We start from the raw sequence: 16,289 nt of genomic DNA on the forward strand, positions 1-16,289 counted from the left end.
GCCGAGATCCCGAAAGGGCGCTCCGACAATGCCGATCGACCACACCGACCCTCGACCTCCCGCCAAGCGCCGTCTCCTGGCCTGGACGGCCGGCCTGCTCGCCGCCGTCTCCATTCCCGTCGCGCTCTCGCTGCCGGACGGCCGGGTGGCCGCGACGACCGCCGCGTCGGCTTCCCCGCTGACCTGGCGCTCCTGCGACGGGGAGTTCCAGTGCGCCACGGCGCGGATCCCTCTGGACCACCGGAACCCACGCGGCCGGACCATCAGCGTCGCCGTGATGCGGCACCAGGCGACCGACACCGCGCACCGCATCGGCTCGCTGTTCGTCAACGGCGGCGGCCCCGGCGCGCAGCTCGCGGGCTTCACCGCCGCCTACCGGCAGGTCCCCGCGACCTGGCGGGCACGGTACGACATCGTCGCCTTCGACCCACGAGGGTTCGGCGAGAGCACCGCCGTACGCTGCTTCCCGACGACCGATGCGGAGAACGCGTTCCTGTCCGGCGCGCCGATCGGCTTCCCCGTCGGGGCGCGGGAGACGTCCGCGTGGGTCCGTACGTGGTCGCGCTTCGCCGCCCGGTGCGCGAAACGCGACCCCGACCTCATCCGGCACGTCAGCACGGCCGACGTGGCCCGCGACATGGACCTGCTGCGGCAGGCCGTCGGCGACCCCGTGCTCAACTACGTCGGCCTGTCGTACGGCACCCTGCTCGGCACCACGTACGCCAACCTGTTCCCGAACAGCGTCGGCCGGATGGCCCTGGACGGCAACGTCGACCCGGTCGCCTGGACCAATGCGAAAGGCGGGCTGCCGAGCTTCGTACGTGAGGGCAACGACCAGGCGTCCGCCGCCGTCCTCAAGGACTTCCTGGGCCTGTGCGGCAAGGCGTCCACGGCCGCGTGCGCCTTCTCCGCGGGCGGCCCGGCGGCGACGCGCGCCAAGTACGACACGCTCCTGCGCCGCCTGCGACGGCACCCGGTCACCATGGGCACCCCGCCGGACACGCAGACCTGCGGCTACGCGTGCGGGGTCCTCAGCCTTCCGCTGGGCAACGTGTCGATGTGGCGTGAAGGCGCCGACCTGCTTCAGCAGATGTGGGAGAAGTCGTCCGGGAGGACCACCTCATCCGCCGTCGCGAAGAAGGCCGGGACCGCGGCCCCCTACGCCGGCCGCGAGCAGTTCCTCGCCACGGTCTGCTCCGACAGTCCAAACCCGCGCGACCCGCGTGCCTACGAGACCGCCGCGCGGCTGGCGTACTCCAGGTCCGGGCCCTCGGGGCTGGAACCGGCCTGGGCGACGGAGCCGTGCGCGGGATGGCCGCTGGGCAAGGACCGCTACACCGGACCGTGGAACCGGCGTACGGCCAACCCCATCCTGCTGCTCAACAACACCAAGGACCCGGCCACGTCCTACCGGAAGGCGGTCACGGTGTCCCGGACCCTGGCCCGGGCCCGCCTGCTGACGGTCGACGGGTACGGCCACACGGTCTTCGCCAACCCCAGCGCCTGCGCCCTGGAGCACGAGACCCGCTACCTGCTGACCGGCGCCCTGCCGCCGGCCGGCACCGTCTGCGAGCAGGACGTCGTCCCCTTCTCCTGACGTACGCCCGCGCGGCGGGAGCACGGGAGACCGTCCCGTGCTCCCGCCCCGGCCGTACGATCGCCGTCCACGACCGACGTGGTCACCCCGGCGGTCGCGGCGTTCGCGCTACCGGTCCTCGCCCAGCCAGGCGGACAGGCGCTTCAGGAAGGTGGCACCCACCGGGAGCCGCGGGTCCGGCAGGACCGCGATGTGGAACGCGTGCGGCATGCCCTCGTAGACGTCCAGCGTGACCTCGACGCCCGCTTCGGCCGCCGCCTCGGCGTAGCGCCGGGAGTCGTCCAGCAGGACCTCGTCGCCGCCGACCACCAGGAGGATGCGCGGCAGGCCCGCCAGGTCGCCGTGGATGGGCGACTGCGGCGCCTGGTCGTTCGGCCGCCCGTTCAGGTACTGGCCGACGACGTGCTCGAGCACCTCCCGGCCGACGACGTCCCGGCCCGCCGGGGCGTCGATCGACGGGCTCGTCAACGTGAAGTCCGTGATCGGTGAGACCGGCACCACCGCGCCCGGGAGCGGCACGCCCTCCGTACGCAGCGTGAGCAGCATCTCCAGCACGAGAGTCGCGCCCGACGACTCGCCGACCAGGACCGTCCGCTTGGCCGGCACGCCCTCGGCCAGCAGCGCGCGGTACGCGGTGACCATCTCGTCGTGCGCGACCGGGAAGGGGTGCTCGGGGGCCAGCGAGTAGTCGACGTTGAACGCTGGGCGGCCGGCCGCCTTCGACAGGTGGTAGGCCATCGGGTGCTCGAACGCAGGGTTGCGCTGCTCGAAGCCGCCACCGTGCACGTACAGAACCACGCCCGCCTCCTGCGGCAGGCGGCCCGAGGCGTTCGCCCAGCGGCCCGGCACCGGCAGCGCGAACGGCTCGGCCGTGTCGGCGTCCGGCGGCAGCGGCGGCGGGCCCGCGCTCATGCCGGTCAGCGCAGCGAGCACGGTGTCGAAGGTGTCGGGGCCGGTGATGCGGTTGGCTGTCAAGCGGTCCTCGCGCCTCCGCAGGGCGTTCAGTACCGGGACGAGTTGTGCCTCCTCGCCGTCCAGGTGCGCCTCGATCTCCGTCACCAGGCGATCGACGGTGGCCGCCAGGTCGCCGGTGCCGGACACGACCGTCTCCTGCAGGTCGTTCAGTAGCCCGGCGAGGATCCGGTGCTGTTCGTGCAGGTGGTCCAGGACCGGTGCCAGTTCCGGATGGCGGCCGCGTAGATACGGGAACAGGTCGCTGTCCTCGTTCTGATGGTGGTGCCGCATCCCGCCGCAGAACGTCAGGCAGTTGACGCGCAGCTGCGCGCCCAGCCCGCGGCCTTGGGCGACCTCGTCGCGGATCAGCCGCAGGTCGCGCCGGAACGCGTCGTGCACGACCGTGAGAAAGTCACCCTCGGGTAGGTCGGCGTAGCTCATCCGCACCGGGTGCAGCGCGACGACGGGGATGACCCGTGCGGTCTTCCGCTGGTACTCGGCCCAGCCCGGGTCGGACTCGACGGCACGCGCCCAGATCTCCTCGCGCTCGGCCCCCTCGAGCACGACCGCGTCGGCCTCCAGCGTGAACGGGCCGGTCTCGACGGTGACGCGTGGGTTGGCCACCAGGTTGTGGTACCAGGCCGGGTGCCGGTCCGCGCCGCCCGCCGACGCGATCACGAGCAGCCCGCCGGGATCGGGCAGGAAACCGACGGGGGTGGTGTGGGGGCGGCCGGAACGCGCGCCCGTCGTGGTGAGCAGGATCAGCCGGGCCCCCTCGAACATGCCGCCCACGCGCCCGTGATTGGCGCGGAACTCCTCGATGACCTGCTGGTTGAACGGTGTGGTCAAAACTCTCCTTCGCTGCGTTACCGCATGGCGGAACGAACGACGAAACGAATGGCGGAAATGGCGCGCCCGTTCGACGAACGGCACGGAACGGCGAAGCAGCGAAAGGCGACGGCTCCGCGGGACGACGGGCGCGGGTGATACGACGCGGTCAGCTCACGGCGTTCGGAAAACGGCGCTCAGGCAAGGGCGCAGGCCGGGAACGACGCGAACGGCGTCGGCGACTAGGCGCGATCCATGCGGTAGGCCACCTGGCTCATCCCCTTCGGGCTCTTCCGGTGCTCGCCCACTCGTACGCGGTCTGGCCCCCTGTCCTCTGTCGGGGCACTCTTGCGTACGCCACGCGGCACCGACGACATTCAACGCAGAACCCGCACCGAACGTCAAGAAGCCGGCAGAGGCGTCATCGCTGCGGCCGGATGAGGCGGTCGGCGAAGGAAAGGAGTGACCAATGGACGTCCTGATCAGAGACGCCGTGGACGCGCCCGCCCGTGCAGGATGTCGGCCTCGGTCATCGGGAACGTCTCATCTGGGGCGGTCGACCAGCGATGGGCGATCCGGGCGCGTTGGGTCTCATCGTTCACCGGCAGGTAGACCATGCGGAAGCACGCGTCCTCGGCCTCCGCCAGCCAGCGGATCGCGGACCGTTCGTCCCGGGACCAGCAGCCGTAGTCCACCACGACGTTGGTGCCCAGCTTGACCGCCTCCAAGGCGAGCCAGAGCATGCGCCCCTCCAGCACGTCGCGCTTCCCGTCCGCCTCCGTCTCGCCGAACAGGGGAATCATCCAGTCGTCGGGCGTCAGGCGCAGCGCGCCGTGCTCCTCGGCGAGCTGCCGAGCCCTCGTGGTCTTTCCGGCGCCTGGCAGGCCGACCATCAGGAACAACGTGGTCACGCCCAGATCGTGTCAGGGAAGCCGGGCGGAGGACCACCGCTTTATCCGCCTGATCACGGCCTGAGCCACCGGCGGATTGAGGCCGCGGTGACGTGCCGTGAAAGACGTAGGCGCGGGGTCAGCTCACGATGTCCTTGGAGCGGAAGCGGCGGACGGCCAGGGCGAGGAACACGGTGGCGTACGACGCGGACAGGGCCGCGCCCTTGATCATGCCGGTCCACTCCAGGTGGGGCTGGAGGGCGTCGGTCCAGGCGAATATCCAGTGGGTCGGCAGGAACTCCCGCCAGTGGCCGAGTGCGGTGACCGCGTCGATGATGTTGCTGACGATGACGAGGCCCACCGCGCCGCCGACCGCGCCGAGGGGCGAGTCGGTGGTGACCGACAGCAGGAAGGCCAGCGCCGCGACGACGAGTTCCGAGGCCAGGATGTAGCCGACGATGATCAGCATCCGGGTCAGGGCGGTGCCGTTGGGCAGGGCGACGTCGCCGCCGGGGACCCGCAGGCGGGCCCAGCCGAAGACGTAGATCCCGGTGATCATCGCCATCACGGGCAGGCTGACGACGGCCAGGGCCGCGTACGTGAGGGCGACGATGAGTTTCTGGCGCAGCAGTCGCGTGCGCGGCACCGGGGCGGCGAGCAGGTAGCGCAGGGACGCCCAGCCCGCCTCACTCGCGACGGTGTCGCCGCAGAACAGCGCCACCGCGACCACGAGCAGGAAGCCCGACGACGCGAACAGCGTGAACGCCGTGAAGTTCAGCGCGCCGGCCGTCGCGACCGTGACGAGGCCGGGGGTGTTGGCGTCGTTCGCCGACGGCGAGCCGCCGATCTTGAACGCGGCGGCGAGCACCCAGGGCAGGACGAGCAGCACCGCGAACGCGATCCACGTCCGGCGCCGGCGCAGCTGCCGGACGGCCTCGACGCGCAGCGGCAGCGTCCGGCGCCTGCGGTAGGTGACGTCTGCGCTCACGATCCCTCCCCGATGAGAGCGAGGAACGCGTCCTCCAGGCGGCGGTGGGGCATCACGCGGTCCACCGGGACGCCGGCGCTGACGAGTGCCGCGACGACGGCCGACGGCGCGGAGCCGTTCAGGCGCACCAGGACGCCGGGGTCGTACGGCTCCGCGCCCTCGACGCCCTCGAGTGCGGTCAGCACGCTCATGGCGCGGTCGACCTCCGGGGTGCCGATCAGGACGGAGCCGTCGTGGCCGGCGATCTCGGCGACGGGACCTGCGGCGACGAGCGTGCCGCGGTGCATCACGACGACGTCGGTGCAGGTCTGTTCGACCTCGGCGAGCAGGTGGCTGGAGATGATGACGGTGCGGCCCTCGGCGGCGTACCGCACGAGGACCTCGCGCATCTCGGCGATCTGCGGTGGGTCCAGGCCGTTGGTCGGCTCGTCGAGGACGAGCAGGTCGGGCAGGCCGAGCATGGCCTGGGCGATGGCGAGCCGCTGCCGCATGCCCTGGGAGTAGGTGCGGACGGGGCGGCGGATCGCGTCGCCGAGTCCGGCGATCCGCAGGGCCTCGTCGAGGTACGCCTCGCCGCGCCCGGCGGCCTTCCAGTACAGCTCCAGGTTGTCGCGGCCGGACAGGTGGGGCAGGAAGCCGGGTCCTTCGACGAACGAGCCGAGCCGGGACAGCACCGGCGCCCCGGGGCGTACGGGCTCGCCGAAGATGCGGATCTGGCCGGCGTCGGGGTGGATCAGGCCCATGAGCATGCGCAGGGTGGTCGTCTTTCCCGCGCCGTTCGGGCCGAGCAGGCCGCAGACCTGTCCGGGTTCGACGCGGAAGGACAGGTCGTCCACGGCGAGGTGGCCGTTCTTGTACCGCTTGGTCAGCCCGGCGATCTCCAGCGGCACCGCGGGGTCGCCGCGCTCGTCGCCGCGCCGGCGCCGCCCGCGCCCGGTGGCGACCAGGACCACGGCCGCCGCCACGGCGATCGCGGGGAGACCCCAGACCCACCAGGGCAGCGGCGTCGGCGGCGTGCGCAGCGCCGGGTCGACGGGGACGGTCAGCGGGGAGTCCACGGACACCCGGTACGAGGCGGGCCGTGCCGGTGAGGCGTATCCCATGTCGGTGGTGCCGAACACGACGCGGATGCGGTGTCCCTGGTCGAAGCGGTGGTCCATGGGCGGCAGCGCGACGTCCGCCGTGCCGGTGACGTTCAGGGGCGCGGCGAGGCGGCGGGCCGGTTCGGCCTGGCCGTCCGGCCCGACGTCGTACACCTTCGCGAACAGCGTCGCGGGGCCGCTGGCGACCCGGACGCGTACGTGCGCCGACCCGGTCAGCTGCACGGGCGCGGCGAGCGGCTCGGTGTCGAACGCCGCCGACTGGCCGGGCATGTCGAGCTGGGCACCGCCCGTGCCGAAGCCGCTCACGCCGCCGAGCGCGCCGAGGCCGGGCAGGGTGGAGATCGACGCGGGGGAGCCGCCGGCCGGGTTCTGGATCGTCTGCTCCTGCCCGCCGAGAGGGAGCGTACGGCGGGTGGTCCCGGACAGGCCGGGGTAGCGGGGCGCGGTCGCGGCGGTGACGACGACGCGCTGGGTGGAGGAGTCGATGCCGCCGGTGCGCGTGACGGTGAAGCCGCCCGAGGCCGACGCGGGCCCGCCCTTCAGGTAGCGGTCGAACCAGCCGGTGACGAGGTCGCGGACGCGCGCGGTCTCCGGGTCGCCGCCGTCGTGACCGCCCTGGAACCAGACCACCTTGACCGGGGCGCCGGTGATCGCGCGTGCGTTGCCGTCGGCCTGGTCGAGGGGGAACAGGGAGTCCGCCTGGCCCTGGACGAGGAGGGTGGGGACGTGGATCCGGCCGGCCACGGACGAGGGGCTGGACCGGCGCAGGGTCGCGATCGCCTCGGGCGTGGGCCGCCCGGTCTCGGCGACCTTCTGGTACATCGCGCACAGCGACGGCAGGAATCGTCCACAGGCTGTGGACGACGCGCCGCCGGTGAAGAAGACGCCGGCCCAGACCTTCTTGAACACCCCGTTCACCGCGCCCTTGCCCGTGGCGTCGGGGAACAGGGAGTCGGCCAGGTCGTACCAGGTGATCTGCGGGGCGATGGCGTCGATACGCCGGTCGTACGCGGCGGACAGCAGGGTGATCCCGCCGCCGTACGACTGGCCGGCGAGACCGACGCGGGGATCGCCGGGGCCGTCGAGGCGCACCTCCGGGCGGCGGGCCAGCCAATCGATCAGCTGCCGGACGTCCTTCACGTCGTAGTCGGGGGAGTCGAGGGTGATCTCGCCGTCCGAGCGGCCGAAGCCGCGCGCCGACCAGGTGAGCACGGCGTACCCGTGTCGCGCCAGCCGCTCGGCCTCGTCCCGCGTGTCGTCCTTGCTGCCGCCGAACCCGTGTGCGAGCAGCACCGCCGGGGCGCGTCCCCCGCCGGCCTGCGCGAAGAACGTGGTGTCCAGGCCGACGTGCTGGTCGTTCTTCGGGCCGTCCACGACCTGGATGCGCTGGTCGAACGTCCGTACGCGCGGCGCGTCGCCCGACGCCGCCCAGGTGATGCCCCCGGCGACGGCCATCGCACCGACGACCGCCGCCCACCGTCCCCGCCTCATGAAGCAAGACCCTAGCCATAGCCGGCCCGTGTAACAGAACGCGGACATCGTGCGGACGGCGCCATGACACTCACTCGCGATCTTGGTCGGCATGACCATTTCCAGCACCCTCGACGTCCGGACGCCGGACCGGCCGCGGCCGTCGCCGCCGGTCCGCACGCGGCGGCCGTCCTGGCCGCTGCTCGTCCTGGCGGGCTGGCTGGCCCAGGTCGGCATCCGGCTGGTCCTCACCGGCGGGCAGAGCGTCCCGGCGGCGTTCCCCGACGAGAGCGGCTATCTGCTGGCCGCGCGGTGGCTGGCGGGCGGTCCGGGAGGCGACCTGTCGGGCAGCACCTTTTACCAGGGCGGATACCCGCTGCTGGTCAGCCCGGCGTTCTGGCTGAGCCACGATCCGCAGACCTGCTACCGGATCGTGCTGGGGATCAACGCCCTCGTCGGCGCCGCGATCTTCCCGCTGGCCCTGGTCGCGCTGCGCCGGATGCGGCTGCCCCGGCCGCACGCGTACGTGCTCGCCTTCGCGGCCGCGCTGCTGCCCGCGGCGACGGTGTTCGGCCCGCTCGCGCTGACCGACGCGGTGCTGCCGACGCTCATCCTCGGCTGGCTGCTGGCGCTGCACTCGTTCGTCCGCGCCTGGTTCCAGGGCACGGACGGGCGGCGTGTGGCGGTGGCCGGTTCACTGGCGAGCCTGGCCGCGGCCTACGCCTACACGACGCACGCGCGCGGCACCGTGATCCTCGCCGTGCACCTGCTCGTCGTGGCGGGAATCGTGACGTACGGCCTCGTCACGCGGCGTCCGGCGGTAAAGGCGGCGCTGGTTTCGGGGGCCGTCGCCTTCGCCGCGGCAGCCGCGGGCTGGGCGCTGAACGGCGCGGTACGGGCCGCGCTCTATCCGCACGGCGTCCGCGACCTCGGCGGGCTGCTGTCGGCGCGGCTCACCACGGTCGGGGGCCTGGAGTGGGCGGTCTTCGGCGCGGCCGGTCAGATCTGGTACCTCGTCGTCGCGACGTGGGGCCTGGCGGGGATCGGCCTCATCGCCGCCGCCCGTACGCTGTGGCGGCCCTGGAGCGACCCGGAGTCCCGGGTCATGTCCGGAGTGCTGCTGGCCGCGACCTTCGGGACCGCCCTGGCGTCCTCGGCGGCGCTGCCGGACGAGCACCGGGTCGGCAACTACTTCTACGGCCGTTACCTGGCGTGTCTCGCCGTGGCGCACGCGCTGGGCGGCCTCGCGGTGCTCATGCGGCGGCGCCGGTCCCTCGTCGGGTACGCCCTCGCGGCGGGCGTCGTGTGCACGGGCGCGGGGCTGTCCGCGGCGATCTACGCCGGGGACCGGCTCACCGACTACAACTTCATCGCCTTCGACTTCCCCGAGACGTGCTTCCTGACCTGGGACTGGACGGCACTGCGGCTCGGCACGGCCTCCCTGGCGGCCCTCGCGCTGCTGGGCGTCCTGGTCGCCGTGGCGTTCACGCCTCGCTCGGCGTGGACGATCGCCGTGGGGCTCGCGGCGTTCAACCTCGTCGCCGCCGCCGTCATCGCGAAGCCCTGGCTGCCGCCACGCGAGCCGATCTTCCGGGCCGGCCCCGGGTACGGCGGGGTGGCGGTCGACGCGAGCCTGACCTGGCGGGTGTGGGTCCGGCAGGCGTACCAGGTCTGGTGGACGCCGCTCACCTTCTTCCACGCGGCGAACGGGCAGCCGCCGACGGGGACCTGCATGGTGATCGTGCCGGTGACGGGCGGTGCGGCGCCTGCGACGTCGTGGCCGCGGCACCCGGCCGGCTGGCGGGTCACGGCGTCCGGAACGTCCCCCGCACCCTGGGCGGCCTGGAAAAGTTCGTCCTGTCACAGAGTTGTGACATGATCCTTTTGTTCTGACCATTGCGCCGACGGTCTTGATAATGGGCCCCGTGGCGACAATCTTGCTGGTGGAGGACGACCCTTCCGCACGGGCGGCTCTGGAGTTCGCGCTGTCCCGGCTCGGACACTCCGTGACCGCCCGGGAGACCGGCGAGCTGGGGCTGGAGCAAGTGCGCACGCAGCGCCCGGAGCTCGTCATCCTCGACGTCATGCTCCCGGGCATCGACGGGGTCGAGGTCTGCCCGGCGGATCCGCGCGGAGGACTCACTGCCGATCATTCTGCTCACCGCCCGCAGCGACGACATCGACGTGGTCGTCGGCCTGGAGGCCGGGGCCGACGACTACGTCGTCAAGCCGGTCGAGCCGCGGGTGCTCGACGCGCGGCTGCGGGCGGTGCTGCGCCGGGTCGAGCGCGACCCGGGGGACCGTTCCACCTACGGCGACCTGGTCATCGACCGGGGAACGATGAAGGTGCGGCGGGCCGGCCAGGACGTGCACCTCACCGCCACCGAGCTCCGGCTCCTCCTCGAGCTGTCCCGCCACCCGGGACAGGTGCTGACCCGTCAGCAACTCCTCGCCTCCGTCTGGGAGCACGACTTCCTCGGCGACTCCCGGCTCGTGGACGCCACCGTCCAGCGCGTGCGGTCGAAGGTCGAGGACGTGCCGTCCCGGCCGAAGTTCATCGAGACCGTGCGCGGCTTCGGCTACCGCTTCGTCGCCCCATGATCGGCCTGCGCACACGGCTCGTCGCGGCGTTCGCCGCCGTGGCGCTGCTGGCCTCGGCGATCACCGCGGGGATCGCCTACTGGCTCGTGCGGCTGGCGATGCTCGAGCGGGTGCAGAACGCCGTCGTCAACGACGTGCGGATCACCCTGGCCCAGACCGTGCCGACGCAGCTGCCCGACATGACGCTGACCGCCGACCTCCTCCAGCCGATCAGTAACGCCCTGGCCCGGCAGCCCGGCCGCCAGTCCTGGGTGCTCGGCAACGAGCCCGGAGGATGGGCCACGAGCGGCGCGAAGTTCACTCATCTCCGCATCCCGCCCAAGCTGATCGCCTCGGTCCGCGGCGCGGGCCGCCACGACGACCTCGCCCGGCCGCTGCGAGGGCAGCAGATCTACTTCCAGCGGATCAGCTTCCACGGCATTCCGTACCTGATCGTCGGCACGCCGGTCTACCTGCCGACCACTAATTCGCGCGTCGCGAGCCCGATCGAGGCGTACGTCATCGTGAGCCTCACGCGGGAACGCGACGACCTCGACCGGATGGCCACCTCGGTCGCCGTCGGGGGCGGCGCGGCCGTCTTCGTGGCCCTGCTGCTCGCCCTGCTCGCCGCGCGGAGCGTGCTGCGGCCCGTCCGGCGGCTGGCCGCCGCCGCCCAGGGACTAGGTGCCGGAGACCTGCACCGGCGGGTCGAGGTACGGGGCCGCGACGAGCTGGCGCGCCTCGCCCGGATCTTCAACTCCAGCGCCGAGGCCCTGGAAGCCAGCGTCACCGAGCTGCGCGAGATGGAACGCTCGGCCCGCCGCTTCGTGGCCGACGTGTCCCACGAGCTGCGCACGCCGCTGACCGCGATGACCGCCGTCACCGACGCGCTGGAGGAAGAGGCCACCGGGAGCGCCGCGACGGCCGCCGGTCTCGTGGCGGAGGAGACGCGCCGGCTGCGCACCCTGATCGGCCACCTGCTGGAGATCAGCAGGTTCGACGCCGGGGCGGCGGCGCTCGTCCTGGACGACGTGGACGTGCCGCAGCTGATCCGGCAGAGCCTGCGGCTGCGCGACTGGCAGGAGAAGGTGGAGACCGAGCTCGTCCCGGAGCTGCGCGCCCGCGTCGACCCCCGCCGCTTCGACATGATCCTGGCCAACCTGGTCGGCAACGCGCTCAGACACGGCGAACCGCCGGTCACCGTACGACTGCGCCGCTCGTACGTGCCGAACGGGCCCGGCATCCGGCTCCGCGTCTCCGACAGCGGTCCCGGCATCCCCAAGGACGTGCGCAAGCACGTCTTCGAGCGGTTCTACAAGGCCGACGCAGCGCGGACGCGGAGCGAGGGCAGCGGCCTGGGCCTGGCCATCGCCCGCGCCAACGCCGAGCTGCACGGCGGCGAGCTGCACCTCCTCGACACCGACACGGGCACGACGTTCGAGCTGTGGCTCCCCGACATCCCGGTGGAGACCGCATGACGCCCGCACGGTTCCATGCCGGCCTGCGGCCGGCACGCTTCCGCCACAGCCTGCCGCTCGCGCGGTTCCGCCACGGTCTGCCGATGCTCGCCGGGCTTCTCGTCGCCGCCTGCGGGGTGCGGCCGACCGGGGTGATCGGTTCCGGAGCGCCGGTCGTGGCCCAGCAGGCCGTGCCGCAGACGACCGTCTACCTGGCCCGTGGCCAGCGGCTGGTCCCCGTGCGCCGGGTCGCGTTCCCCGGTGCCCCGCAGGCCGCGCTGAACGCCCTGTGGGAACAGGGCGCCAAGATCCCGGAGGAAGCACAGGGCATGTCGAATCCGATGGCGGACCTCGCCTCCTTCCACGCGACCTTCGAGAGGGAGGCACGGGGAATGCTGCTGGCTTCGTTCTCCCCCGTCCGGCCGGTCACGGACCTGCTCCGGGCCCAGATCGTGTGCTCCGGGACGGCGCAGCCCGGCGTCCAGCGCGTCCTGCTCGCCTATCCGAGCGCGTCGCTGAACGAGCCGCCGCTGCGGTGTTCCTCGTTCCGCCGGTACCTCGCCGGCTGACCGCAGGGGAGAGCGAATGAGACGAGTCCGGCCCTTCGTGGTCCCCTTCGTCCTGGCCGCGCTGCTGACCGCCTGCGGGGTGCGGCCGACCGGGGTGATCGGAGCCGGGGACCCGGTCGTGGCCCAGCAGGCCGTTCCCCAGACGACCGTGTACCTGGCGCGCAACGGACGGCTGGTCCCGGTTCGCCGCGTCGCGTTCCCCGGGGCACCACAGGCCGCGCTGTACGACCTGTGGAGCCGCGGGGCGACGTCCACGGAGGTCGCGGGGGGCATATCCAACCCCCTGGAGAACGTCACCCTGCTCGACATCAAGGTCAGCCAGGGGACGCTCGTCGTCGACTACTACCGGGACGTGGTGCTGCCGCGACTGGTCAGGGCTCAGATCGTGTGTTCCGGCATCGCCCAGCCGGACATCCGCCACGTGGAGCTGGTCGGCTGGGCATATGAAGGCGCCGGCAAGGGCCAGCCCTGGTCCGACTTCCAGCATCCGCCGCCGGGCTGGGTGTCCCTCGCCGACGACGAGCGGCAGTGTTCCCGGTACAAGGACCTGATGGGCTCCTGACCGGCCCTCAGAGCGACCGGAGCGCGGGCAGCAGTTCGCGTTCGGCCCAGGGCATGAAGGAGTCCTGATGTTCGGCGCCGATCTGCACCACGGCGACCTCGTCGAAACCGGCCTCGACGAACGGTTTGATCTTCTCGACGTACTCGTCGACGTCCGGCCCGCACGGCAGCTGCTCGCCGACCTGCTCCGGAGTCACGAACCGACTCGCCGACTCGAACGCGCTCGTCGCGGGAAGGTTGGCGTTGACCGGCCAGCCGAGCCCGAACCACCGGAACTGCTCGTGCGCCCGCTTCACCGCCGCCTCCCGGTCGATGTCGTACGCGACGGCGACCTGGCCGATGCGCGGTTTGCCGGCACCACCGGCGGCCTCGAACATCTCCCCGAGCTCCCCCTTCGGCTCGGTGGCGATCATGATGTCGGCCTGCTCGCCCGCCAGCTGGCAGGACTCGGGCCCCGACACCGCCACGCCGATCGGCACCCGCTCGTCGGGCAGGTCCCAGAGCCTGGCCGCCTCCACATCGAAGTGGTCGCCCCGGTAGTCGATCGTCCCCCCGTCGAACAGCGCCGAGATCACCTCGATCGCCTCGCTCAGCATCTCGTGCCGGACGCTCGCCATCGGCCAGGGCCTGCCGACGACGTGCTCGTTCAGGTTCTCCCCGGCGCCCAGGCCGAGCCGGAAGCGCCCGCCGGACAGGATCTGCATCGTCGCGGCCTTCTGGGCCACGATCGCCGGGTGATAGCGGATGGTCGGGCACGTCACGAAGGTCATCAGCGGGATCCGCTCCGTGGCCTGCGCCGCGGCGCCGAGGATCGACCACGCGTACCCCGCATGGCCCTGCGAGGCCAGCCACGGGAAGTAGTGATCGCTGATCACCGAGAAATCGAATCCGGCGTTCTCTGCGGACCGGACGTCGCGCACCAGCTGGTCCGGACGCGCCTGCTCGCACATCATCGTGTATCCGATGGCAACCACTGTTCCTTCTCCTTTCTCCAGGACTTCCGGGGCGTCTTTCTCCAGGGCTTCCGGGCGTCGTCGGGGCGTCCCGCGAGGCGAGGCCGGATCGTGCTTTCCGGCGGCTACCCGGACAAGACCAGCGAAAACATGGGATGGTCGACCCGGTGCGGTCGAGGGACGTCCGTCGGCGCGATGGAGAAGGACGGGGACACGCCGCCGTACGCCGCCCGCGACCCTGGCGCGCCGGGCCTTCCCCATGATGCGATTGACTTGACGATGACCTGATCCAGGCGAGACTTCCGCCCGCCCCCCACGCGGAGGAGACGACACCTTGAGGTTCGCGGTTCACCGGTCCGCCCGCCGACCGGCCTCCCCGCACGGGCACTCCCCGGAGCCGCCGGCGACGCCGAGGCCGGCACGACACGTCCGATGCCTCCGTCCCCGCCTGCCGCGGAGCCGACGGCCCACGCCGATACGGGCGCCACGCGCACGCTGCCTTCGGCGTCGGCGAACGGAGCCAAGACCACCGGACCTGCCCCGGAGACGGCGGGCACCGCCACGCGGCCGCTGCCGCCGACTCCGGCCCCCATGCCGCCGGTTCGCGCCGACACGACAACCACCGGCGGCGGCGAACCGTCCTCCACGGGGAAGGATCGGAGGTCGGTGATGCGGATCGGGCGGCGCGGCGGCGGTCGGCCGGATCACGGCTCGGCCGAGGGCGCCGCAGGGCGCACCGGCGGCAAGCCGGCCGCGGGGACCGCGCGGCGGGCCGGCGGGCGATCCCCACGGCTCATCGCGATCGTCCTCATCCTGTGGCTGGTCATCGCCGCGATCGCGCTGACCGGGACGCTCATCGTCGCGTTCTCGACGGAGCACCCGGCGCGGTTCCCCTCGCCGCTGAAGATCTACCCCGTCACCCAGCAGCTCGTCGGCCAGCAGTGCCCGGCCGGCGTGCAGGGGATCGCGGGCCAGAGCAGCGTCGGCACCGTCTGCTACGAGCTGGCGACCGGCATCACCATCAAGCGGGTGAACGACATCCACGTCGAGCGGGCCAAGGCCGGCGGATACGCCGTCTCCCTCAGCCTGACCCCGGCCGACGGCAGGGCGCTGAAGAACCTCACCCGCAATGCCGCGGGGCGGGCCTTCGCGCTGACCGTCCGCGAGCAGGTCGTGGCCGCGCCCCGGGTGGACGCCCCCATCACCAAGGGACGGGTGCTCATCACCGGCAACCTCACCCGCATCGCCGCCGAGGACATCGTCGCCCGCCTCAAGGACGGAAAGGCGGTGCCGGCGCCCTCGCCGGCGCCGACCTGGCAACCTCCGGCGACGACCGCCCCGCCCACCGGGCAGCCGACGACCCCACCGACGGGGCCGTCCAGCACGGGGCCGAACTCGACGACGACGCCCCCGAACTCCTCGACGACCTCGCCCACACAGTCGGCGACCCCGGGCGCGACCACGAAGACGACGGCCTCGCGCACACCCCTGTCGGTCTGATCAGCCGTCGAACGAGCCGTGGCGGCCCACGCCGTCGCGGAACCGCTGGACGTCGGCCAGGCCGGTCTCCCCGAACACGGCCCTGCCGTGCCGGAACTCATTGGAGATCGCGGCGTCCTCCTCCAGCCCCTGCTGTTCGATGAGGGACATGCGGTCGTGCCGGAGGCAGGCCTGCGGGAACGCGGCGATCTGCGCGGCCAGCTCCTCCGCGGCCTCCCGCGCCCGCCCGTGCGGCACGACGCGGTTCACCAGGCCCATGTCGTACGCCTCGGGCGCCGGCACGGCGCGGCCGGTCAGGATCAGGTCCGTCGCCCGGGACGTGCCGATCAGGCGCGGCAGGCGTACGGTGCCGCCGTCGACGAGGGGGACGCCCCAGCGGCGGCAGAACACCCCGAGGACGGCGTCCTCCTCGGCGACGCGCAGGTCGCACCAGATCGCGAGCTCGAGCCCGCCCGCGACGGCGTGTCCGCTGATCGCCGCGATGACCGGTTTGGACAGCCGCATCCGGGTCGGGCCCATCGGGCCCTCGGCGGCGTGGGACACGTCGTGGGCGGAGGCTCCGGCGCTCGGGGCATCGAGGCGGTTGCCGCGCTCGGTGCCCAGCGCCTTCAGGTCGGCGCCCGCGCAGAACGCGCCGCCCTCGCCCCACAGCACGGCGACGCTCGCCTCCGCGTCGGCGTCGAACGCGCGGAACGCCTCCGCCAGCGCCCGCGCGGTCGGCCCGTCCACGGCGTTACGCACCTCGGGACGGGCCAGCACCACTGTTGTCACGGGCCCTTGCTTTTCCACCCGCACGCTCATGACACCGAACGATTCCATGATTCGCGTGCGGGCGGAAC

At 72.7% G+C, this 16,289-nt stretch carries 12 protein-coding genes and 1 pseudogene; 7 read left to right on the forward strand and 6 right to left on the reverse strand.

The features are described from left to right. The first annotated feature begins 28 nt into the window (after positions 1 to 28). Entirely contained in the window at positions 29 to 1,597 is a 1,569-nt protein-coding gene (locus tag ACYVF7_RS05965; RefSeq protein WP_460336074.1) for an alpha/beta hydrolase, read from the forward strand. Between the two features lie 108 nt (positions 1,598 to 1,705). On the opposite strand, the gene ACYVF7_RS05970 is transcribed toward ACYVF7_RS05965, so the two are convergent. The 4 genes from ACYVF7_RS05970 to ACYVF7_RS05985 all read right to left on the reverse strand — a co-directional run bounded on the left by ACYVF7_RS05970 (position 1,706) and on the right by ACYVF7_RS05985 (position 7,851). After that, positions 1,706 to 3,400, reverse strand: coding sequence for a nitroreductase/quinone reductase family protein (locus tag ACYVF7_RS05970; RefSeq protein WP_460336077.1), 1,695 nt, complete (start codon positions 3,398 to 3,400; stop codon positions 1,706 to 1,708). 461 nt (positions 3,401 to 3,861) lie between these two features. After that, on the reverse strand, positions 3,862 to 4,290 hold the full coding sequence (locus tag ACYVF7_RS05975; protein ID WP_460336080.1) for an AAA family ATPase: 429 nt from the start codon (positions 4,288 to 4,290) through the stop codon (positions 3,862 to 3,864). Positions 4,291 to 4,408: 118 nt separating this feature from the next. Further along, entirely contained in the window at positions 4,409 to 5,257 is an 849-nt protein-coding gene (locus ACYVF7_RS05980; RefSeq protein ID WP_460336083.1) for an ABC transporter permease, read from the reverse strand. After that, entirely contained in the window at positions 5,254 to 7,851 is a 2,598-nt protein-coding gene (locus ACYVF7_RS05985; protein WP_460336086.1) for an alpha/beta fold hydrolase, read from the reverse strand. The genes ACYVF7_RS05980 and ACYVF7_RS05985 overlap by 4 nt, the downstream gene beginning before the upstream one ends. A gap of 91 nt (positions 7,852 to 7,942) precedes the next feature. Between ACYVF7_RS05985 and ACYVF7_RS05990 the strand changes: the two genes are divergently transcribed. From ACYVF7_RS05990 to ACYVF7_RS06010, 5 genes and pseudogenes are all read left to right on the forward strand, one after another. Further along, a complete protein-coding gene (locus ACYVF7_RS05990; protein WP_460336089.1) occupies positions 7,943 to 9,709 on the forward strand; it encodes a hypothetical protein in 1,767 nt (588 codons plus the stop codon). 46 nt (positions 9,710 to 9,755) lie between these two features. After that, a pseudogene (locus ACYVF7_RS05995) lies at positions 9,756 to 10,431 on the forward strand (response regulator transcription factor). Next, positions 10,428 to 11,888 (forward strand): ATP-binding protein, encoded by a 1,461-nt coding sequence (locus tag ACYVF7_RS06000; RefSeq protein ID WP_460336092.1) that lies wholly within the window; start codon positions 10,428 to 10,430, stop codon positions 11,886 to 11,888. Before ACYVF7_RS05995 ends, ACYVF7_RS06000 begins: the two are co-directional and overlap by 4 nt. Continuing rightward, entirely contained in the window at positions 11,885 to 12,436 is a 552-nt protein-coding gene (locus ACYVF7_RS06005) for a hypothetical protein (protein ID WP_460336094.1), read from the forward strand. Before ACYVF7_RS06000 ends, ACYVF7_RS06005 begins: the two co-directional genes overlap by 4 nt. A gap of 16 nt (positions 12,437 to 12,452) precedes the next feature. Then, positions 12,453 to 12,998 (forward strand): hypothetical protein, encoded by a 546-nt coding sequence (locus ACYVF7_RS06010; RefSeq protein ID WP_460336097.1) that lies wholly within the window; start codon positions 12,453 to 12,455, stop codon positions 12,996 to 12,998. A gap of 7 nt (positions 12,999 to 13,005) precedes the next feature. Here ACYVF7_RS06010 and ACYVF7_RS06015 read toward each other — a convergent pair whose 3' ends face one another. After that, a complete protein-coding gene (locus ACYVF7_RS06015; RefSeq protein WP_460336100.1) occupies positions 13,006 to 13,971 on the reverse strand; it encodes a TIGR03557 family F420-dependent LLM class oxidoreductase in 966 nt (321 codons plus the stop codon). Between the two features lie 648 nt (positions 13,972 to 14,619). Between ACYVF7_RS06015 and ACYVF7_RS06020 the strand changes: the two genes are divergently transcribed. Then, a complete protein-coding gene (locus tag ACYVF7_RS06020) occupies positions 14,620 to 15,450 on the forward strand; it encodes a SecDF P1 head subdomain-containing protein (RefSeq protein ID WP_460336103.1) in 831 nt (276 codons plus the stop codon). Here the strand turns inward: ACYVF7_RS06020 and ACYVF7_RS06025 are convergent, their stop codons facing one another. Next, positions 15,451 to 16,269 (reverse strand): crotonase/enoyl-CoA hydratase family protein, encoded by an 819-nt coding sequence (locus tag ACYVF7_RS06025; protein ID WP_460336105.1) that lies wholly within the window; start codon positions 16,267 to 16,269, stop codon positions 15,451 to 15,453. Positions 16,270 to 16,289: the final 20 nt, after the last annotated feature.

This window comes from Actinoallomurus acanthiterrae (assembly GCF_054775715.1).